13 protein-coding genes are annotated in these 20763 nt (G+C 70.9%); 3 read left to right on the top strand and 10 right to left on the bottom strand.

From position 1 onward, the window contains the following. Positions 1 to 328: 328 nt before the first annotated feature. The 5 genes from DKM19_RS43330 to DKM19_RS43310 all read right to left on the bottom strand — a co-directional run bounded on the left by DKM19_RS43330 (position 329) and on the right by DKM19_RS43310 (position 8691). Positions 329 to 2551: a helix-turn-helix domain-containing protein gene (locus DKM19_RS43330; protein ID WP_110704339.1), complete on the bottom strand. Its 2223-nt coding sequence runs from the start codon at positions 2549 to 2551 to the stop codon at positions 329 to 331. A 68-nt stretch (positions 2552 to 2619) separates the two neighbouring features. Then, positions 2620 to 5418, bottom strand: coding sequence for an AAA family ATPase (locus DKM19_RS43325; RefSeq protein WP_204358487.1), 2799 nt, complete (start codon positions 5416 to 5418; stop codon positions 2620 to 2622). Positions 5419 to 5621: 203 nt separating this feature from the next. After that, positions 5622 to 5975, bottom strand: a complete 354-nt coding sequence (locus tag DKM19_RS43320) for a VOC family protein (protein WP_369987282.1) — start codon at positions 5973 to 5975, stop codon at positions 5622 to 5624. 132 nt (positions 5976 to 6107) lie between these two features. Continuing rightward, positions 6108 to 8060, bottom strand: a complete 1953-nt coding sequence (locus tag DKM19_RS43315; protein WP_110704333.1) for a sigma-70 family RNA polymerase sigma factor — start codon at positions 8058 to 8060, stop codon at positions 6108 to 6110. Between the two features lie 412 nt (positions 8061 to 8472). After that, positions 8473 to 8691 (bottom strand): hypothetical protein, encoded by a 219-nt coding sequence (locus DKM19_RS43310; protein WP_110704331.1) that lies wholly within the window; start codon positions 8689 to 8691, stop codon positions 8473 to 8475. A 35-nt stretch (positions 8692 to 8726) separates the two neighbouring features. Here DKM19_RS43310 and DKM19_RS43305 point away from each other — a divergent pair, with 35 nt between their 5' ends. The 3 genes from DKM19_RS43305 to DKM19_RS43295 all read left to right on the top strand — a co-directional run bounded on the left by DKM19_RS43305 (position 8727) and on the right by DKM19_RS43295 (position 12479). Continuing rightward, positions 8727 to 10136 (top strand): glycosyl hydrolase, encoded by a 1410-nt coding sequence (locus tag DKM19_RS43305; RefSeq protein WP_110704330.1) that lies wholly within the window; start codon positions 8727 to 8729, stop codon positions 10134 to 10136. Between the two features lie 340 nt (positions 10137 to 10476). Beyond that, positions 10477 to 11100, top strand: a complete 624-nt coding sequence (locus DKM19_RS43300) for a DUF305 domain-containing protein (RefSeq protein WP_110704328.1) — start codon at positions 10477 to 10479, stop codon at positions 11098 to 11100. Then, on the top strand, positions 11097 to 12479 hold the full coding sequence (locus DKM19_RS43295) for a ferric reductase-like transmembrane domain-containing protein (RefSeq protein ID WP_204358486.1): 1383 nt from the start codon (positions 11097 to 11099) through the stop codon (positions 12477 to 12479). The genes DKM19_RS43300 and DKM19_RS43295 overlap by 4 nt, the downstream gene beginning before the upstream one ends. Positions 12480 to 12569: 90 nt before the next feature. On the opposite strand, the gene DKM19_RS43290 is transcribed toward DKM19_RS43295, so the two are convergent. The 5 genes from DKM19_RS43290 to DKM19_RS43270 form a co-directional block, all read right to left on the bottom strand. Further along, positions 12570 to 13616 (bottom strand): magnesium transporter CorA family protein, encoded by a 1047-nt coding sequence (locus DKM19_RS43290; protein WP_110704326.1) that lies wholly within the window; start codon positions 13614 to 13616, stop codon positions 12570 to 12572. 324 nt (positions 13617 to 13940) lie between these two features. Beyond that, on the bottom strand, positions 13941 to 16148 hold the full coding sequence (locus tag DKM19_RS43285; RefSeq protein ID WP_110704325.1) for a xanthine dehydrogenase family protein molybdopterin-binding subunit: 2208 nt from the start codon (positions 16146 to 16148) through the stop codon (positions 13941 to 13943). A 163-nt stretch (positions 16149 to 16311) separates the two neighbouring features. Continuing rightward, complete coding sequence (locus tag DKM19_RS43280) at positions 16312 to 17289, bottom strand: xanthine dehydrogenase family protein subunit M (RefSeq protein WP_110704323.1); 978 nt, start codon at positions 17287 to 17289, stop codon at positions 16312 to 16314. A gap of 193 nt (positions 17290 to 17482) precedes the next feature. Then, positions 17483 to 18139 carry a (2Fe-2S)-binding protein gene (locus DKM19_RS43275; protein ID WP_369987276.1) on the bottom strand — a complete coding sequence of 219 codons (657 nt, stop codon included), beginning with the start codon at positions 18137 to 18139 and terminating at the stop codon, positions 17483 to 17485. A 148-nt stretch (positions 18140 to 18287) separates the two neighbouring features. Next, positions 18288 to 20375, bottom strand: a complete 2088-nt coding sequence (locus DKM19_RS43270) for a serine/threonine-protein kinase (protein WP_369990739.1) — start codon at positions 20373 to 20375, stop codon at positions 18288 to 18290. Positions 20376 to 20763 lie beyond the last annotated feature (388 nt).

Raw genomic sequence — 20763 nt, 5'->3', positions numbered from 1 at the left:
CCGTGCCGAACGGGTGCGGATCCATCGCGAACTCCTCGGGTCGTTCGTAGGCGGTCACGGGCAACGGGCTGTTCTGGGATGCATCGAGGAGGTCCTGGACGAGTGGGTCCGATGTGATCAGTGGTCGTAGGCGATCACCGACCCCGGACAACGGTCTTACTGGTCTAGCGCTACTTTCCGTTCCGATGTTCCTCCACCTCAGAGGCAGGATGGAAGAGATCGGCCCGACGGTTCGGGGTCAGCCGGTGGCCTTCGCCGCAGACTCCATTCAAGTCGCGCGCACGCGACCCGTCCACGCAGAACAGGACGCAGAAGTAGCGCGAAACCGTCAGGGCGCCGCGTTCGCCAGGGCGCGGCAGCGGCCGCTCGCCTCGGCGTCGCCGATGGCCTCGTACACCTCGGCCGCCCGCGCATGGGCATGGCGGCTCTCGTCGGTCCGGCCCTCGTCGGACAGCAGGGCCGCCAGCGTCTCCAGGGAGTGGGCCTGCGGCACGGGCAACCGAGCCTGTTCCATGAGGCCGATCGCCTCGGTGAGCTTGATGATCGCTTCGGTCCGCCGGCCGAGCAGTCCCAGACATTCGCCGACGCGAGCAAGCGCGATCGCCCGGATGAACGCCATGCTGCTCGGCGTCATCCCCCGTTGGTCGTCGTCCAGCAGGGCCAGCAGGCCGAGGTACTGCTCCAGAGCCTCGGTGTGGCGTCCGGCGTCGCGAAGGCAGGTGCCGAGGGCGCCCAGACACTGGCAGTACGCACCGACGTTGCCGTCGGCCTTGAACGTCTCCGCGGCCTGGGTTTCCGCCGCGGTGGCCTCATCGAGCCGTCCGAGCCTTCGAAGCGCACCTCCTCCGGTGTGGTGGGCCCAGGCGATCTGTGTCGTGGCGCCACTGCGGGTGGCGAGGTCCATCGCCTGGGCGGTGTACCGCAGCGTGGTCTCCGGGTCGTCTCGCGCCATCAGGTGGACCCAGGCCAGCAGGTTCAGCTGCGTGGCCTGCCGGGCCGGATCGCCCAGGGCGGCGGCGGATTCGGCGCCCAGGGTGAAGACCTCGTGCCAGTGCGGCGCGTGCATCCACTGGTCGGAGAACCAGTGCATCGACTCGGCGCAGTCGAGAAGGGCGGAGTGCCGGCCGTCGCTCGCCGCCGTCCGCAACGCACCCAGCCAGTTGTCCACGTTCGCGCGCAGCCAGTGGTCGGCCTCCTCCGGAGAGGACGGGCCGGCGTCAGGCCGGTCGGGGTGGATGTACGCGGGATCGAACCACCGCCCGGCGGTGGTGGCCATCCGCAGCAGCCACGACGTCATCGTCACGGTGAGCGCGTCGCGCTCGGCCGTGGTCTCCTCCTCCTGAAGCCGGCCGCGGGCGAACAGCCGGACCAGGTCGTGGAAGCGATAGCGTCCCGACGTGCTGTCCTGCAGCAGACCGAGGTCGACGAGTTCGTCGAGGGCGTCCCATGCCCCGTCGATCGACGTGCCGCCCACCACCGCGGCGAGGGCGGCGTCGAAGTCCCAGCCCGGCACCGGGGCGAGCCGGCGGAAGACCCGCCGCGTGGAGTCTGTCAGCTGCTCGTAGGACAGCCCGAACGCGGTGGCGACCTTGAGATCGCCGGCGCTGAGCTGGTCCAGGCGGCGCTCCTCGTTCATCAGCCGGGCGGCGAGGTCGGCGGCGTCCCAGCCGGGCCGGCTGACCAGCCGGTTTCCGGCGATCCGCAGCGCGAGGGGCAGACCGCCGCACAGCTGCGCGAGCTGCCGGATGGCCGATCCCTCGTCCGAGGCGCCGTCGTCTTTCAGGATTCCGGTCAGCAGCTCGGCGGCCTCCAGCAGGGGCAGGGGCCCGAGGCTGAGTCTGCGCACTCCTTCCAGACCGGCCAGCAGGCGGCGACTGGTCACCAGGGCCTTGCCCGCGCCGCCACCCGGCAGCAGCGGCCGGACCTGATCCTCGGAGGTGGCGTTGTCGAGCACGACCAGCACGCGCCGGTCGTGCAGCAGGGACCGGTACAGGGACGCACGCTCGACGACGTCGCCCGGGACCTGCTGATCCGCGACGCCGAGAGCGCGAAGCAGCATGCCCAGGGCCTCGTCGACGGGCAGGGGCTGCGGAGACATGCCGAACAGGTCGAGGAAGAACACCCCGTCGGGGAAGCTCGGCCGCAGGGTGTGGGCGACGCGGACGGCCAGCGTGGTCTTGCCCAGCCCGGCGGAGCCGGTGATGAGCCCCACGCCCGCGACGCCCGGCGCGTCCCCGGCGTGCACCAGCTCTCTGGTCCAGGCCAGTTCCGCGGTTCGGCCGGTGAAGTCGTCGACGGAGCGGGGCAGCTCGCACAGCCCGGTCGGGCGGGTCCAGCGGTCGCGCAGGCGGCCCTCGCGTGCCAGTTCGACGAGCTGCCTGCGGTCGGCCTCGTCCAGACCGAGGGCGTCGGCCAGCGCGGTGACGGTGCGGTGCTGGGGGCCCTTGCTGCGGCCGCGTTCCATGTCCGACAGCGTCCGGGCGCTGACCCCGGAGGCTCCGGCGAGCTGCTCCAGCGTCAGGCGGGCCGACTGCCGATGGCGACGCAGCACCTCCGCGAAGCTGGGCGATCCGGTGATGTCGGTGCTCCTTCCGGACGAGTGGGGCCGATGCGGGTGGGTCAGGTGTTTCCCGAGGGGGGTTCACCGTGCAGCGTCCGGGCGAGCTGGCGCCGGGAGGTGATGTCGAGCTTCCGGAAGACCTTGTTGAGGTGATACTCGACGGTCGAGGCGGTGATGAAGAGCCTGGTGGCGATCTCCGCGTTCGTCGCGCCCCCGGCGGCGAGTCCGGCGACCTGTGTCTCCTGGGGCGTCAGGTGGTGGTCGGTCTGCTCCGTCCGTTTACGGGCGCGTTCGCCGGTGGCGAGGAGTTCGGTACGCGCCCGCTCCGCGAAGGCGGTGGCGCCCATGGTGGCGAACAGGTCGTGCGCGATCCGCAGCCGGTCGCGGGCGTCCGAGCGGCGTCCCCTCCGGCGCAGCCACTCGCCGTAGAGCAGGTGGGACCTGGCGAGCTCGGTGGCGACCGTCGTACGGCCGAGGTGCTCGACGGACTCGTCGTAGAGGGCCTCGACGTGGTCGTCGTCGGCCATCAACGCGCGGGATCTGGCGAGCATGCCCAAGGCCCACGACGTGCCGCTGGCCCACGCCCGCTCGGACAGGCGCGCGAGGGCGGCGGACGCGGCGGCCCGATCCCCGGCGCGTACGCCCGCCTCGACGAGGTTGGCCAGGATCAGGCTGCCCGTCCCGGGCTCGTCGTCGTCGTAGACGCGAAGGGCGCAGGCCAGTGCCTCGTGGTAGCGGCCGAGGCTGAGCTCGAGAACGGTGAGCGAGAAGAGCACGTGGTTGATCGTCGACGCGGTCCCTCGCTGCTCGGCCCACTCGTTCATCACGGTGTCCACCGCCGCGCGCGTCTCCGCCTCGCGCCCCTGCCACGCCAGCAACTCCACCTGGTAGATCAGCTGGTCGGCCGCCATCCCGACCGCCGTGGCGATCTCGGTCGCCTCGGCGTGGTGTGCCTCCGCGTTTCCGAACCGGCCGGCCAGTAGTTCGACGGAGGCCAAATCCAGAAGGGTGAAGCGGAGCGCGTGCAGCGCGCCCTGGTCCCGGTCGAAGGTGTCAAGGCGCTCGATCACCGCTCGAAGCCCCTCGTCGTCCCAGAGGTCGGCCATCGCCATCCAGCCCAGGACGGCCAGGGGCATGCCCGCCTCGACGAGATCGGGGTCGGTACGCAGGGCCGTGATCGCCGCACGCATCAGCGGCACCGCCGGCAGGTACCCGACGGCGATGCGCGTCGCGAACGCGTCCAGCAACAGGTCGGGAATCGTCGCGCGCGCGGAGGGGGCCAGGGGCGCCTTGAGCGCGGTGCGCGCCACCTCGACGAGCGTCGTGCCGACGGTGTAGCGGCGGGCGACCATCGCGGCCTCGAGCGCCTGGAACAGCATGCCCCTGACCGTTCGCTCGTCGAGCGGGCCGATCGTCGCGGCCGCCTCCAGCAGGATCGACGGCACCGCCGTCACCCGGGCGAAGAACATCTCGATCGCCGCCCGCAGCTGCTGTGCCCCGGCACGCATCTCGGGGGCGTTGAGCCCGGGCACGGCCCGTTCCAGCAGGGACTGCGCGACAAGTGGATCACCGGCGACGAGGTGCGCCCCGGCGGAGGCGAGCAGCCGGCCGGCGCGACGCTCGGGGTCGGGGGTCAACTCCGCGGCCCGCAGCAGGAAGGCCCCCTGCGCCGAGTAGCCGCCGTGGCTCCGGGCCCGCTCGGACGCGCGTTCGAGCTCCGCCGCGACGTCCTCGTCGATGCCGACGGTCGCCGAGGCGAGGTGCCACGCCCGGCGGTCCGGATCACGGCCGGGGTCGATCACGGCGGCGAGCGCCTCGTGCACGCGCCGCCGATCCGCCGCCCGCGCCCCCGTGTAGACCGCCGAACGGATGAGGGGATGGCGGAAGGCGAGGCCGTTCTGGAGTGAGAGAATGCCCTCCGACACGGCGACGTCCGCCGCCTCGGGCGACAGGCCGAGCAGTGCGGTGGCCCGCCACAGCAGAGCGGGATCGTCCGGTGGCGCGACGGAGGCGACGAGCAGCAACAACTGCGTCTCCGCGGGCATGGCGCGGACCTGACGCAGGAAGTGCTCCTCCATGCGCCGGCCCACCGGCAGCGGCCCGGGGAGCAGGGACCCTCCGGCGAGCTGCTCACCCGACAGCTCGTCCGCCAGCTCGACCATCGCGAGGGGATTGCCCCGGGTCTCGGTGATGATCCGCTCGACCACCTGGGGGCCGAGCCGTCCGGCGACGGCGGTCAGCAACCCGCGGGCATCCGTCTCGGCCAGACCGGCGACGTGGAACGTGGGCAGCCCGCCGAGTGCCAGGGCGCCACCGGGCTCGTCCCTGACGGCGAGCAGCAGCCCGACGCCGTCCGCGTGCAGCCGGCGCCCGGCGAAGGCGAGCACCTCCAGCGACTCCCTGTCCAGCCACTGCGCGTCGTCGACCAGGCACATGAGCGGTCGCACGCCGGCGACGTCGGCGAGCAGGGTGAGGGTGGCCAGGCCGACGAGGAAACGATCGGCGGGCGGGCCGGCGACGAGGCCGAACGCGGAGCCCAGGGCGTCACGCTGCGGGGCGGGCAGCCGGTCCACCCGGTCGAGGAAGGGCAGCAGCAGGCGGTGCAGGGCCGCGAAACCGAGCCGCGTCTCCGATTCCACCCCGGCGACGCGCGCGATCTGGAGCTCGGCGGCGGCGTCGGCCGCGTACTCCAGGAGCCGTGTCTTTCCGATCCCGGCCTCGCCGACCAGTACCAGGGCCCCGCTCAGTCCCTCACCGACGGTCTCGACGAGCCGGTCGAGCGCCAGGCGCTCCTCCCGCCGTCCGAGCAGCGGCGCCGAATCTGACGTGTCGAAACGCCCCGGAACGTACGCGGACACGAGGGAACCCCCCATCGGCTGTGGCAGGCAGGAAGCCCCTCAGCACCGTGCTGATAGATCTCTGGTGGAACCTGTTGCCAGAGCATGTGAAGTTTCGCCGTTTATGCAGCTAATTGCAACGTCAAGATCGACTCCCGGCCCAGGTGGTGAGCACGTGGCTCACCATCTGGGCCGCGCGACGGAGAAGTGGATCCGAGCCGGTGTCAGCCCGCTCGTTCGGCGGCGCTGCGCTCGACGCAGAACTCGTTGCCCTCGATATCGGCGAGGGTCACCCAGCCGGTGCCGTCGGGGCGCCGGTGGTCGCCCACGAGGGTGGCGCCCAGGGTCAGGAGCCGTTCGACCTCCTCGTCCCGGGTCCGGTCCTGCGGCTGCAGGTCCAGGTGCACCCGGTTCTTGACCGTCTTGGGATCCGGGACGGTGACGAACAGCAAGGTGGCACCCGGGGACTCGACCGTCGCCTCCGGATCGCCGGGCTCGTCGTCGTCGTTGAGGGACGCGCCGAGCGCTCCGGCCCAGAAGGCGCCGAGCCGGTAGGCGTCGGCACAGTCGATCGTCACGTGTCGCACCAGGGAAGCCATGGCATCGATTATGGCCGATATCCCGTGGTCCGAGGCGGTCGGCGGTGCGGCCCCCGGGATCACCCGCAGCGCGGTCGGAGGTGTGATCGGAGGATCCACGGCTCTGGATGGTCAGCGGGCCGCCTGGAAGGCGCGGCCCGTCAGGGTCGCGTCCCCGTTGCCGTGGAACAGCCCGCTGCTCGGCTCGGTGTCGGAGGCGGGCAGGCCGAACCACGCGTAGCGCTGCACGTACGGGAGGGAGGCCAGCATCTTGGTGGAGGCGGTGAGGAAGGCGGCCTGCTGCGCGTCGCTGGGGTAGCGGGTGCCGTTCGAGAAGTCGGTCAGGGCGTACTCGGTGAGCCAGATCGGCTTGCGGTAGCGCTCATGCACGGCCTGTATGTAGGACCTGAGCTGGCCGACCGCGGCCGCGGTGCGGAAGTCGTGGCCGTACCAGTGCAGCACGATGAAGTCGACGCGGTAGTTCCGCTGCTCCGCTCCGGACATGAAGCGGCCCAGCCAGCCGTCGGGTTTGTCCGCGTCGAAGGCGACGGCGGGACTGCCGATCTTCTGGCCGGTCTCCAAAAGCTGCGGCCACAGGGAGAGCGCCTGTTCCACGGGCATGTTGGCCTGGGCGGGCATGTCCGGCTCGTTGAAACTGAGCAGGTACGGGCCCGCGCTCTTCGCCTGGGCGAGCTTCTCGGTCTTGACGCTGCCGGAGCCCCACACCATGGGGACGAACTCGATCTCCTTGGGCACGGTGATGCCGTCGTGGTGGGTGTCCCACGTGTAGTACCAGCTCGCGCCGGACTTGGCGAGCGCCGAGCTGAGGCCGGACATCTTCCACACGCTCACGCCCTTCTTCGCGGAGGTCGCCACGACGGGGGCCGCCGGGGCCGGTTTGGGCGCGGCGGAGGTTTTCTTCCGGCTGGGCGCCGTGAGACTCGGCGTGGGGCTGGGGCTGCGGGTGGGAGACGGGGAGTGCCGGGGCGTGACGCGTGCCAACGGAGGCCGTGACGGCGGTGCCGTCGAGACCGTCCGGGGGGTCACGCCGGGCTCCGCCACCGAGACGGGGGGCGGGGTGATGAGATGCCCGGTCACCAGGACGCCGACGACGATGGCCGCCACCCCGGCCGCCGCGGACCCGGCGACCGTGCCGGGGGACAGGGAGGACAGCAGGCCGCTCGGCTCCGGCGGAGAGAGAGTGGGAGCCCCCGTGGGGGCGCCGCTCTGCCCGGGGAGGGTGTGCGAGGCGAGGTGCCAGGCCGCGTCGGTGGTCGCGGGGACGGCCTGGAAGTGATCCAGGACAAAACCGAGGGGCAGGGGCAGCAGGGGCAGGCCGCTGAGCAGGCGGTCGATGGGCAGCAGGCCGGCGGTGCGCCGTCCGCAGACGGAGCAGCCACGGAGGTGCCGGGCGAAGCGCTTGCGCCACAGCGGGCTGGGCACGCCGTTCCAGTTTTCGGTGAGGGCGCGCAGCTCAAAGCACTCGGAGTCGGCGTGCAGCGCTCGCACGACGGTGCGAGCGGTCTGGACCTGGTCCTTCATGCGCTGGACGCGTACGGCGGCGTGACGGCCGGACAGGCCGAGGGCGCCGGCGAGATCGGCGCGGCCGAGCTCGCCGGTCTCCTCCAGCCACCACAGGGCGAGAAGCGCCTGGTCGTCGCCGTCCAGCCAGCGGGTGGCCTCGGCGACCTCGCGGCGCTGTTCGGTGAGCCCGAGCCGGAGGATGGTCACGGCGGCGAAGTCGGAGGCGGGGTCCGGCATCTCGGTGGCGGTGTCGAGATCGGCCCTGCGGTTCTGCGTGGTCCTGCGGTCCTGCTCGTGGTCGCGCACCTGGCGGACGGCGATGGCCACCAGCCAGGACCGGTACGACTCCGGGGCCCGCAGATCGGGCAGGGATCGGACGACCTTGAGCAGCGTCTCCTGGACCACGTCGTCGACGTCGGTGTGCCCGTTCAGCGCCCGTCCGACGATGTTGTAGACGAGCGGGAGGGAGTCGGCCACCAGGATGTCGAGTGCCCGCTGATTTCCCTCGCGCGCGGCGACCACCAGCGCCGTGTCAGGTCCGTCCCTACTGGTCCCGTGCATCCAACTCCGCTTCCTGTCGGTCGTCTCTGGGCCGTCCGGTGCGTCGGATCTGGACGATTCTCTCCATAACGGGCTGTATAAATCTCCCCGAAATGGGAGACCGGCGGTCTCTTCTCCGGGCGGGGAGCCGGTGAGCGGCTGGTGGACGGCGGAAATCCACGACGCTCTTCATCCTGAAATTTCTTAATTTTCCTGGCTTATCCCAAGTTTCTGTTATCTCCAGCCCGCCTACCGGTCTCCTGTATCAGGAGCACGTGCGTCCGACGCCGGACGCGACGATAGGAGAGGCACGCGACGATGGCAACAAGGAGGCAGACGGCCGGCCCGCCACGGGAGCCGTATGCCCTGGTCCTGGCGGCGCCGCCGATCACGGCGGCGGTTTTTCTCGCCGGCCCTCCCCACCCCGTCCGAATCATGCCGCCGCGTCGTCGCCTTCTGCGCGGTCCTCGGCACCACCATCCGCTCCCGACGGCGATGCATGTCCGCTGACAGACAGGCCGCGCTCCGGCCGGTCGGACGGGCCGTACTTCGGCCGGTCGGACGGGCCGTACTTCGGCCGGTCGGACGGGCCGTACTTCGGCCGGTCGGACGGGCCGTGCTCCGGCCCGTCCGGGACGCCGTCGACGTTCAACCCCCAACTCCCTCGTACGAAGGACCTCATCCATCATGAGTGAGACCGTTCCGCGTACCACCGCACCGAGTCGCAGAGGCGGCCGGCAGGTCCGCCGCATCGCGCTCGCGGGCGCCTTCGCAGCCGTCCTGGGCGCCTCCGTTCTCAACGGAGCCTCCCCGGCCGGCGCGGCCGAAGTTCCCCTCTCGCAGGGCCGTCCGGCCACCGCCTCCTCGTCGGAGAGAGGCGATCTGTCGGCCTCGGCCGCGGTCGACGGCAAGAGCAACACCCGCTGGTCCAGCGCCTTCAAGGACCCGCAGTCGCTCCAGGTCGACCTGGGCAGGTCCACCGCGATCAAGAAGATCGTGCTGAACTGGGAGCGCGCGTACGCCACCGCGTTCCAGATCCAGACCTCCACCGGCGGCGGCCAGTGGACGACGATCCACACCACGACGGCCGGCAAGGGCGGGGTGCAGACCCTCAACGTCTCGGGCACCGGCCGCTACGTGCGCCTCTACGCGACCAAGCGCTCCAGCCAGTACGGCGTCTCGCTGTGGGAGTTCCAGGTCTTCGGCACCGGTTCGACCACCCCCGTGCCCAGCACGACCCCGACCAAGCCGGCGCCGAGCTCCAGCCCGAGCAGCACGCCCACCAAGCCCGCACCCAGTACGACCCCGACCAAGCCCGCACCCAGCACGACCCCGACCAAGCCCGAGGACCCGGCGGAGGCTTCCGGCAAGAAGGGGGTGGGCGTGTGGCAGATGTCCGGCGTCAGCGGGGCGCTCGCCAGCTCCGGCGCGAACTGGTACTACACCTGGTCGACGAACCACAACGGCATCACCACCCCGGCTTCGACTGAGTTCGTCCCGATGATCTGGGGTGCGGCCAGCGTCACCGACGCGAACCTCGCCCAGGCGAAGAGCGCCGGTCCTTACCTGCTCGGCTTCAACGAGCCGGACATGGCCGAGCAGTCCAACATGACCGTGGACAAGGCGCTGTCGCTGTGGCCGAAGCTGACGGCGACCGGCCAGAAGATCGGCGCTCCCGCCGTCGCCTACGGCGGGGACAGAGCCGGCGGCTGGCTGGACCGGTTCATGTCCGGTGCGGCCCAGCGCGGCTACCGCGTCGACTTCATCCCCCTGCACTGGTACGGCGGCGACTTCAACACCACGAACGCGGTCGGCCAGCTCAAGTCCTACCTGCAGGCCGTGTACGACCGCTACCACAAGCCGATCTGGCTCACCGAGTACGCCCTGATCGACTTCTCGAAGGGCGTCCGTTTCCCCACAGACGCGCAGCAGGCCGCCTTCGTCACCGCCTCCACCAAGATGCTGGCCTCCCTGCCGTTCGTGCAGCGCTACGCGTGGTTCGGCCTGCCCTCCTCCGACACCGAGCCGAACAGCGGGCTTTTCCACAGCAACGGGGTCGCGACCCCGGCGGGCCGCGCCTTCCAGGCCGCCAGCTGACCGTCGCGCGTCCGGTGAAGGCTTCCGTCACCGGCTCGCGGCGTCGTGCCGGCACGGAGACGACCTCGTGCCGGCACGGAAAACCCGGCGCACTCTGCTCAGTCTGTCCAGATTTCCGTTAAGACCACCCCTGAAAAAGCCGGCGGTCCCTCCCAGGGCGGCACCTCTGGGAGGGACCGCCGGCACCCCCCAAGAACGCCGGTGGCCCCCTTCGGGGCGGCACCCCCCGCACCGGCGGCCGCTCCTGAGCGGCAGTGTTTCACCGTTTCACCGAGGCGAGGCTCGCGGCCGCGGGCCTCGCCTCCCACCCTCCCGAAACGACCCGGGTGAGAGGAACGACATGAAGGCGGCCACCATCGGCGTACCGGTGCTCGTGATACTCACCGTCGTCCTGGTCGCGCGGTGCGTCGCCGTCGGGCCGGCGGAGCATACGGCGGGGAGCCACCTGCCCCCGCCGGGAGGCCAGGCCACGATCTCCGCACCGACCGGCACGACCGGCACCGCACCGGCCGGCACCGCGTCGAGTTCGTTCAATCCCACCGACATCGCGTGGCTGCAGCTGATGATCCCGATGACCGAGCAGGCGCAGCGCCTGCTGGAGCTGGCTCCCACCAAGACCTCGAACCCGCGGCTCACGCGGTTCGCCGCGGACAACGTCGCCGACCGCCGTACGACCCTCCAGCGACTGCGTGACCTGCTGCGGCGGTCCGGCGTGCCGGAGAGCAACGAACACGAAGGGCACGACATACCGGGCATGGTGATCCCCGCCGACTTCGCCCTCCTGAACCGGGCCGAAGGCGCCGCGTTCGACCGGCTCTTCACGAAGGACGCGCGTGAATACCTCACGCAGTCCGCCCTGGTGGCACGCGGTGAACAGAAATCGGGCGCCGACCAGGACACCAAGGCCTTCGCCGCGACCCTGGAGAAGACCTACACCGCCCAGCTCGCCCAGCTGGAACCTTGAGCAGCGCCGCACCCGCTTCGGGAACGCGACCCCGCGCGCGGCGCGGAGCCCCCGGACGTCACCCCGCACGGCGGGCGAACCCGGCCCTGGTGCTGATCCTGATCTACGCCGGAGCCGCCGCGGCGACCGTGACATGCTGGGCCGACGTGACCTCCGTCACCGGATTCGCCGGATGGGCGGCCTGGGTGGGCAGGCTCACCGGCCTGCTCGCGGGTTACGCCTGCGCAATCCTGCTGGGACTGGTGGCCCGTGTCCCCGCGCTGGATCACGGGGTCGGGACCGACCGGCTGGCCCGCTGGCACGCGATGGCCGGCCGTTACACCATCGTCCTGTCGGTGACGCACATGCTGTTCGCCACGGCGGCCCACGTCGCGCGCTCCGGCATCGGCATGCTGGAGGGGACCGCGGGCCTGCTCCTGGACGGACCGGCGATGCTGGAAGCGGCCATCGGCCTCCTGCTGCTGATCGGTGTCGCGATCACCTCGGCGCGCGAGGCACGACGCCGGATGCGCTACGAGACCTGGCACTACCTGCACTTCGTCACCTACGGCGCGGTCTTCCTCGCGTTCGCCCACCAGCTCACCGGGCCGGACTTCGCGGGCAGCGCGGTCATGAGCGTGCTCTGGCAGGCGCTGTACGTGTCGGTCGTCGCCCTGCTGATCTGGTACCGCTTCCTCACCCCTCTCCGCCGCGCCCTGCGCCATCGGCTGCAGGTCGCCGAGATCCGCCGGGAGTCGCCCGCCGTGGTGTCGGTCTACCTGACCGGCGCCCACCTCGACGAGCTGGGCGCCGAGCCCGGCCAGTTCTTCCGCTGGCGCTTCCTGGCCCCCGGCATGTGGTGGACGGCCAATCCCTACTCGCTGTCGGCCCCCGCCAACGCGCGCTTCCTGCGGATCACCGTCAAAGGGGTCGGGGATCACAGCCGCGCGCTGGCCCGGCTGCGGCCCGGCACCCGCGTGTGGGCCGAGGGCCCCTACGGAGCCCTCACCGCCGCGCGCCGCCGCAGGCCCCAGGTGCTGCTGGTCGGCGGCGGCGTGGGCATCAGCCCGCTGCGCGCCCTCTTCGAGACGCTGCCCGGCCAGGTGACCCTGGTCTACATGGCACGCCGCGACGAGGAGCTGATCCTGCGCGGCGAGCTGGACGCCATCGCCCTCATGCGCGGCGCCACGGTTCACTACACCGTCGACGAGCTGTCCGGATCATCCGGCGGGCGGAGCGTGCCCCTGACCGGACGCGCCCTGCGGACCCTGATCCCCGGATTGGCCGTCCACGACGTCTACCTGTGCGGACCCACCGGGATGACGACCGCGGCACGCCACGCCCTGCGCCGCGCGGGCGTCCCCAACCGCCGCATCTACCTCGAGTCCTTCGACTTCTGACGCCTCACGCCGCCGCACCCGGCGAGATCGGGACGGACCTGCGGTCTTCACCGGCGCGGGGAAGGGCATGCGTGATCGAGAAAGCCCGCGCTACAGCCATCCCCGCCGCCGGAACATGACGTAGAGCACGGCGGACACCAGCACCATCAGGGCCAGCGCGGCCGGGTAACCGGCGATCCAGTGCAGCTCCGGCATGTGATCGAAGTTCATGCCGTACACGGTGCCGATGAGAGTGGGGGCGAAGAAGATCGCCGCCCACGCGGAGATCTTCTTGACCTGCTCGTTCTGGGCGTAGCTGGCCTCCGTCAGACGCTTGACCTCCTCGTTCTGCGCCTGGCCGACCAGCGTGGCCTTGACGGTGAGGACGCTCTGGTAGAACTCGATCACCCCCTGGAGATACTCCCGTTCGCCGTCGGCCACGATGCGGACCCGGTCGAACTGGTCCGCGATGTCGACGACCAGCCGCTGACCTCCGGGGGAGATGCGGGTGAGGGAGGTCATCCTCCCGTAGATCGCGCCGCTCAGCGCACCCATGGTCCGTACGGCGAGCAGCCCGTGGCGGACACGGAACAGCTCGTCGAGAAACTCCTCGGGATTGTCGACCTGCCCGCCCGTGACCCGTTGCTCCAGCCGCCACACGTCACCGGTCACCGTCTCGATGTAGGCCTCCTGGTGGCGGGTCAGGGCGGAGACGATCGCGTACGACAGCTCGAACGGCGTGGCGGGACGGAGCCGGCCGGCCTTGATCCGCTTGAGCACCGCGCTGGTCTCACGCAGGGCGACCTCCGGATCAACCGCCGGATTGATCGGTCCGTGGACGGTCACCAGATAGTTCCGGCCGACGAACTGGTCGAGTTCGATGTAGTGCACGTGGCCGCGCTTGCCCCGTTCGGGGGCGTGCAGGATGACGAACACGTGGTCCGAGTAGGCGTGCACCTTGGGCACGCGGTTGCGCTCGAAGCAGGCCCGGACCGCCATCGGATGGAAGCAGAACACCTCCGCCAGAACGCTCACGGCCTCCTCGTCGCAGCTGGGAATGTCCACCCAGACCAGGTTGCCCGCATCGCCGAGCAGCTCCGGCAGCTCCTCGATGGGACGATCTTCGATTCCTCCGTCGGTGACCAGGCGAACATCCATTCGGGCTCACCCCTCTCAGCAACCCCACGGCCAGTCTGTCAATGAGGTCGCCGGGCACTCACAGCGGCCGGTGCTTCCCCGCCCGGCGGGGTCCGTCCCGTGAGAACGGCGTGGAGGGAAGATTCCGGCCTCGATCACGGCACGACATCCGGCCTGGGCCCTTGAGGCGCCCGGCCCTGATCACAGCAGGGCTTCCAGCGTCTCGATCACGGCACGACATCCGGCCTGGGCCATCGAGGCACCCGGCCCTGATCACGGCAGGGCTTCCAGCGTCTCGATCACGGCACGGCGTCCGGCCTTGGTCATCGAGGCGCCCGGCCCTGATCACAGCAGGGCTTCCAGCGTGATGGGCAGGTCGCGGACGCGGCGCCCGGTCGCGTGGTGGACCGCGTTGGCGATCGCCGCGGCGACGCCGGTGAGCGTCACCTCGCCCAGGCCCTTCACCCCGATCGGATCGGCGGTCCGGTCGTCGCCGTCGAGATACACCGCGTCGACGGCGGGCACGTCGGCGTTCACCGGCACCAGGTAGTCCGCCAGGTTCGCGTTGACGATCCTGCCGTCGCGGTGGTCGACGACGGTGTGTTCGAGCAGCGCCATTCCGATCCCGCCGACCAGGCCTCCGATCGCCTGGCTGTGCGCGAGCTTGGGGTTGATGACGCGGCCCACGTCGTAGGCCCCGAACAGCCGCCGGACCCGTACGAACCCGAGATCCTCGTCCACCGCGACCTCGGCGAACACCGCGCCGTAGGCGTAGGTGGAGAAGCGGTCCGGCGCGTCGCCCGGAGCGTAGCTCCGCCGCACCTGCAGCCGCGAACGTCCCTCGCGCGCCAGGATCTGCTGGTAGGTCTCGCCGCGGTCGGGGGCGTCGCGCACGAACAGCCTGCCGTCACCGGCCGCGATGTCCGAGGGCCGGACGCCGTGCAGCGGGGACGCGGAGTGGGCGACCGCCAGGCGCGTGAGGTTGTCCCGCAGGGCGTCGCACGCCGCCCGCACGGCCGAGCCGACGCTCGCCATCGTCTGCGAGCCGCCGTGCGGCGGGGCCGGGGGCAGGGTGGAGTCGCCGAGCAGGAAGCCCACCCGATCCGTCGGCAGCCCCAGGGAGTCGGCGGCGACCTGGGTCATCGACGTGTAGGTGCCCGGCCCCATGTCGCTGGTCGCGCTCGCCACGACCGCCGTGCCGTCCTCGTTGATCCTCGCCAGGGACTCGGCCGCGCTGCGCATCGTGTGGTAGCAGGCGGTCGCGACGCCGGTGCCCAGCAGCCAGTGCCCGTCCCTGGCCGACCGTACGGCGGGGTTCCTCTTCGCCCAGCCGAACGTCCGCGCGCCGACGCTGTAGCACTCGCGCAGCCTGCGGCTGGAGAAGGGCGTTCCCGTGAACTCGTCGTGGCCGGGCTCGTTGCGCAGGCGCAGCTCGATGGGGTCGATCCCCAGCTCATGTGCCAGCTCGTCGACCGCGCACTCCAGGGCGTACGAGGTCGTCGCCTGGCCCGGCCCCCGCATGAACGTCGGCGTGTGCACGTCCAGCGGGACCAGACGGTAGGAGGCGCGCACGGCGGGCGTGGAGTAGAGGAAGCGGCTCAGCACCAGCACCGCGTCGGTGTGCTGCTCGTAGGCCGAGGTCTCCGCGCGCGCCTCGTGCACCAGGCTCGTGATCCGGCCGTCGGCGGTGCTGCCCAGGGCCAGCCGCTGGTCGATCGCGGCGCGGTATCCGGTTCCGGAGTACATCTGCCTGCGGGTCAGCACGAGCTTCACCGGACGCGACACCTGGCGTGCGGCCAGGGCGGCGAGCGTGACGTGCGGCCAGGCGCGCAGCGCGCTGCCGAACCCGCCGCCGACGAAGGGCGAGATCACGTGGACGGAGTCCTCCGGGATCCCGAAGACGGCGGCGAGCTGGGCGGCGGTGGACTGGACCCACTGGGTCTTGTCCCACAGGACGAGCCGGTCGCCGTCCCATTGCGCGATCGTCGCGTGGAGCTCCATCGGATTGTGGTTCTCGCGCGTCATCCGGTAGGTCTGGTCGATCCTCGTGTGCGCGTCGCGGAGCGCGGCGTCGGCGTCGCCTCGCGCGTAGTCGCCGTTGACACCGGGAGGAGCCAGGGGAGTGGCGGTGGAGGCGGCGAGGTCCGTCGACGGTTGCTCGGCCGCGTACGTCACGTCGACGAGACTCGCGCCGTGCCCGGCCGCCTCCAGGGTCTCGGCCACCACGACGGCGACGGGCTGCCCGAAGAACCGCACCCGGTCGTCCTGCAACACGTGCAACCGCTCGCCGACGGCCGGGTCGACCGCGGCCCGGTATTCGCGGTAGGGCAGTCTCGGGGCGTTGAGGTGGGACAGTACGGCGAGCACGCCGGGCTGGGCGAGTGCGGCCCGGGTGTCCACCCCGGTGATCCGTCCCCGGCCCGCCGAGCTGCCGACGATCACGGCGTACGCCATGCCGGCGACGCCGAACTCGGCGGCGTAGGTCGCTCCTCCGGTCACCTTCAGCGGCCCGTCCACCCGGGACAGCGGCTGCCCGATCGAGGATTCCGTCATCTGGTTCCTCCCCCGTCCTCACCTGCCGAGGAATCTGCCGTCCGGTTGCTCCCCGCGTCTCCGGCCATCGAGGAATCCGCCGCCCGGTTCCTCCCCGTGTCGTCAACCGCCGAAGAACCTGTCATCTGGTTCCTCGGCGCGTCCCCAGCCATCGAGGAATCCGTCACCCGAGTTCTCCCACCGTCCGCAGCTGACGTGCGACGGTGCGCTTCAAGAGCTCGATCTTGAACGCGTTGTGCTCCAGCGGGCGGGCGCCGTCCGCTGCCCGCGCGGCCGCGGCGGTCCAGGTGCCGGGGGAGGGAGAGCTGCCGATCAGAGCGCGCTCCACCTCCGGCAACCTCCACGGCACGGTGCCGACCCCGCCCACGGCAACCCGTGCGTCGCCGATCGTGCCGCCGTCCACGCGCAGCGCCACCGCCGCGGAGGTGAGCGCGAACTCGTAGGACTGGCGGTCGCGGACCTTGAGGTAGCCCGACCTCCTGGTGTGCGGGCCGGCGGGCACCTCGATCTCAGTGATCAGTTCGCCGGGCCGCAGGTCGTGCTCGCGATCGGGGGTGGCGCCCGGCAGGAGGAAGAATTCGCTCACGGGCACCGTTCGCTCGCCGTCCTGGCCGTGCAGGTGCACCACCGCGTCCAGCGCCGTCAGCGCCACGGCGAGGTCGGAGGGATGGGTGGCGACGCAGGCGTCGCCGGTGCCCAGGATCGCGTGTGCGCGGTTCTGCCCGTGCAGCGCGGCGCAGCCCGAGCCGGGAGAGCGCTTGTTGCACGCCGCGGTGACATCGCGGAAGTACGTGCACCGGGTGCGCTGCATGAGGTTTCCGCCGATCGAGGCCATGTTGCGCAACTGCGCGGACGCGCTGAGCTCCAGCGCCTGGGAGATCACCGGATAGTCCGCCCGGACCTGCGGGTGCGCTGCCAGGTCGGCCATCCGTACCAGCGCGCCGATCCGCAGACCCCGCGAGGTCACGCCGACGTCGTGCAGCGGCAGGGCGTTGATGTCCACCAGCGCGCCGGGCCGCTCGACGGTCTCGCGCATCAGGTCGATCAGCGTGGTGCCGCCGGCGATGTAACGCCCGCCGCGCAGTCCGGCGGCCAGTGCGGCGCGTTCGTCGGAGACCTTGGTATAGGAGAAGGGATACACGGATGGCGCTCCTCATCTCTGGTGCGCGGCCTGCTTCTCGCGGCCTGCTCCGGTGACCTGCTTCCTGCGGTCTGTCTCTCGCGGTCTGTTTCTGCGGTCTGCTTGCGGTCTGTCTCTCGCGGCTCGTTCCCCTGGTGCGTGGTTCGCTCCGATGCGCGGCCCATCCCTCCTGTGCGGTTCTCTCCGGCGCGCTCTATTCCTGTTCAGCGGTCTGGGAGATCGCGGACACGATGTTCACGTAGCACCCGCAGCGGCAGATGTTTCCGCTCATCCACTCGCGGATCTCCTCGCGCGAACCCGTGTGCCCTTCGGCGATGCACCCGAGGCCGGACATGATCTGCCCGGGTGTGCAGTAGCCGCACTGGAATCCGTCGTGCTCGATGAAGGCGCGCTGCAGCGGGTGCAGGCCCTCGGAGGAGGCGGCGCCCTCGACGGTCATGACCTCCGCGCCGTTCTGCATCACCGCGAGGGTCAGGCACGAGTTGATCCTGCGGCCGTTCACCATGACCGTGCACGCGCCGCAGGCCCCCTGGTCGCAGCCCTTCTTCGTACCGGTCAGGCCGAGGTGCTCGCGCAGCAGGTCCAGCAGGGACGTCCGGCTGTCCACCGAGATCGTCCGCTCGGTCCCGTTGACCGTGAGCGAGATCGTGAGGCTCTGGCCGGGGGCCGCACCGGTGCCGCCGGGGAGCGCGCCCGGTGTGCCGACCAGCCTCCATGCCGCGTCGGTCAGCCGCGGTGACGCCGCGACCCCGCCGACGACGGCGGTCGCGAGGACAAACGTGCGGCGGGTCATCTCGATCGGGCGCCCAGAGGCTTCGGCGCAGGAATGATCGCCGATCTCGGCGGACACGTCACTCGCCTCCCATCCGGGACAGGTAGGTAAACTAAACGTATAGTTCAGTTCTTGGCGGTGTTATCGATGCTGCCATCGATCGCATGGGCGTCCGGTAACAAGCGGGACAAAAACGACGAAAATACTGGTCAGCATCCCTCTGGGATCACCTCGGGGTGTACCAGAGATTGACCTTGTCGAGCTCCGCGACGGGGCCGTCGGCGAGGACGCGCACGACCTTGCCGCGCAGGTCCAGCATGACGATCTTCGTGGTCTTGCCCTCGGTCGTGGTGGCGAGGAGATGCCGGTCGCCCAGCCAGCCGCCGTACCCCAACCCTTCGCCGAGCGGGACGGTCGCCCTGCGCTTCGCCGTGGCGGCGTCCCACAGGCACACGTCGCGAGACCTGTCCGGACAGCGGGTCGTGAAGACCGTCCCCAGGGAGGTGGGTCTGGCGTCGTCCGCCGTCAGCTCGCCCACTCCGGGAACCGTCCGCAGCACCGAGCCGTCCAGGCGGTGGAAGCGGATCGACCCGTCGGGCCTGCTGTGCATGACCGAGGCCGAGTCCGGGCCCCAGACATACTCGGAGGGTCCGTTCTCGTCCGGCACCAGGGCGACGCGAGCCGTGCGCGAGGCCACGTCCACGATCGCGAAGCCCTTGCTGCGCGGATCTGTTGGACCCGCGAAGACGGTCAGCAGGATCCTCGTTCCGTTGACGTCCCAGTGGGGGCTGAAGGTGATCAGCGGGGAGTCGACGGTCCTGATCTGGACCTCCGGCGCTCCCGCCGCGTCCAGCACCCGCACCAGGTCGAACTCCCCGTTGGCGATCTTGTTGATCGGGTTGACGACGGCTCGCTCGCCGCCCGGGGCCGCGATGGCGTTCATGAGCGTCCCCAGGAACCGGAACGTCGCGGAGCCGTCCTGCCGCAGATAGGCCTCGCTACCGCGCCGCCGGTCCTCGTAGCTGGTCACCCCTTCCGCGTCCGAGGGGTTCTCATGCAGGGTGATCTTCGTTCCCGCGATCTTCAGGTCGGTCGTCGAGGTGGTGGGCATCGGCCCGATCCTCGGTCTCTCCGGGACGGCCGTCGTCGCGGAAACGCTCGGCCTCGCCACAAGCCCCGCAGACGTCTCGCCGCTCTCGGTCGTCCTCGTCAGGTAGATGGCGAGGCCGGTGACCAGCACGAATGCCAGCGCGATGGAGCCGGCGATCGCCAGGGATGCCGGGCGGCGCTTCGCCGGTGGAGCCGGTGGAGGAGTGACGGCCTGCTCGCGGCCCTCGTCCAGCAGTCGTTGCGGTGCCACCGGGTGGCCCAGCAACCGCAGCAGCGCCGCCGTGGCCGCCGGCCGCGCCCGCGGATCCTTGGACAGGCACTCTTCCACCAGCTCGCGCAGTTCCTCGTCCAGGTCGCCGAGCCGGGGCTCGCCGTTCAGGATCCGGTGGATGACCACGGGCAGCGAGTCGTTCCCGAAGGGCGGTTCCCCCGTCGCCGCGCACACCACCGTCGACGCCCACGCGAACAGGTCCGCCGCCGGTCCCGCCTCAAGCTGTTCGAACTGCTCCGGCGCCATGTACGGCGGGGTGCCGACGAGGTGGTCGGAGGCCGTCGAGGTGGAGTCCAGCGCGCGGGAGATGCCGAAGTCGATCACCCGCGGGCCTTCGCGGGCGAGCAGCACGTTGGCGGGCTTGAAGTCGCGGTGTATGACGCCCGCCTGATGGATGGCGGCCAGCGCGGTGAGGGTCCCGATCGCCAGCCGGCGCAGCTCGGCGCCGCGCAGCGGTCCGCGCCCCTCGATGACCTGGGCGAGGCTGGGCCCGTCGACGTACTCGCTGACGATGTACGGCCTGCCGTCGATCTCGCCGTTCTCCAGCACCTGCGCGGTGCAGAAGGCCTTCACCCGGCGGGCCAGCTCGATCTCCCGGTTGAAATCCGCCAGGGTCTGGCCCCCGGCACCGCTCTGGCTGAGCACCTTCACCGCGACCTGCTTCCCGGACGGGGACTCGGCCAGGTAGACCGTGCCCTGCCCGCCACGGCCGAGCCTGCCGAGGATCCGGTACGGTCCGACCTCGGCGGGGTCGCCCGGCGCGGTCGGAGTGCTTGCGGTCATCGGGCCGCCGGGGTGAAGCTCAGGAAGGCAGTGTTGATCTTCTTGAGGTCGGCGAGCACCCGGACGGACTTGCCGTAGAAGTCGACCACTTCGATCTTGGCGCTTTTCTTGGAGGTTCTCTGGATGAGCAGGTTCTGGTTGTTGAACCAGCCCAGGATCACGGCGCCGTCCCCGGCGGAGACGGTGTGACGCCGGTTACCGGTCTTCGTGTCCCACACGCACAGGTCCTCCTCATTGGGGCACACCGTGAGGAAGTATGCGCCCGACGGGGAGAACCAGTTCGTGACCCGTGGCTGGCCGACCCAGTTCATCGTCCGGGTGACCTGCCCGTCCGGGCCGTAGAAGTCGATCCCGTAGCGCTTGCCGTCGTAGAACCCCCGCGCGACGGAGCCGTCCGGCGTGAACGTGAAGGCCATCGTGTCGGCGCCGAAGGCCTCGGTGAGCACCCGGGTGGCCTTGCGCGCCGCCACGTCCACCACCACGAACCCGTCGGACACACCCTTGTCCGGATCCCGCACCGACAGCAGGACCTTGGAGC

The organism is Streptosporangium sp. 'caverna' (assembly GCF_003203775.1).
Lineage (GTDB): Bacteria > Actinomycetota > Actinomycetes > Streptosporangiales > Streptosporangiaceae > Streptosporangium > Streptosporangium subroseum.
Note: the sequence above shows the minus strand (reverse complement) of the source record. Positions and strands in the feature narration are given on the sequence as shown.

What these genes read in the sequence shown, in the direction of transcription:
- DKM19_RS43290 (WP_110704326.1), bottom strand. Translation starts at nt 13,616, where the DNA reads ATGGATGTTCGCCTGGTCACCGACGGAGGAATCGAAGATCGTCCCATC.
- DKM19_RS43285 (WP_110704325.1), bottom strand. Translation starts at nt 16,148, where the DNA reads ATGACGGAATCCTCGATCGGGCAGCCGCTGTCCCGGGTGGACGGGCCG.
- DKM19_RS43305 (WP_110704330.1), top strand. Translation starts at nt 8,727, where the DNA reads ATGAGTGAGACCGTTCCGCGTACCACCGCACCGAGTCGCAGAGGCGGC.
- DKM19_RS43300 (WP_110704328.1), top strand. Translation starts at nt 10,477, where the DNA reads ATGAAGGCGGCCACCATCGGCGTACCGGTGCTCGTGATACTCACCGTC.
- DKM19_RS43315 (WP_110704333.1), bottom strand. Translation starts at nt 8,060, where the DNA reads ATGCACGGGACCAGTAGGGACGGACCTGACACGGCGCTGGTGGTCGCC.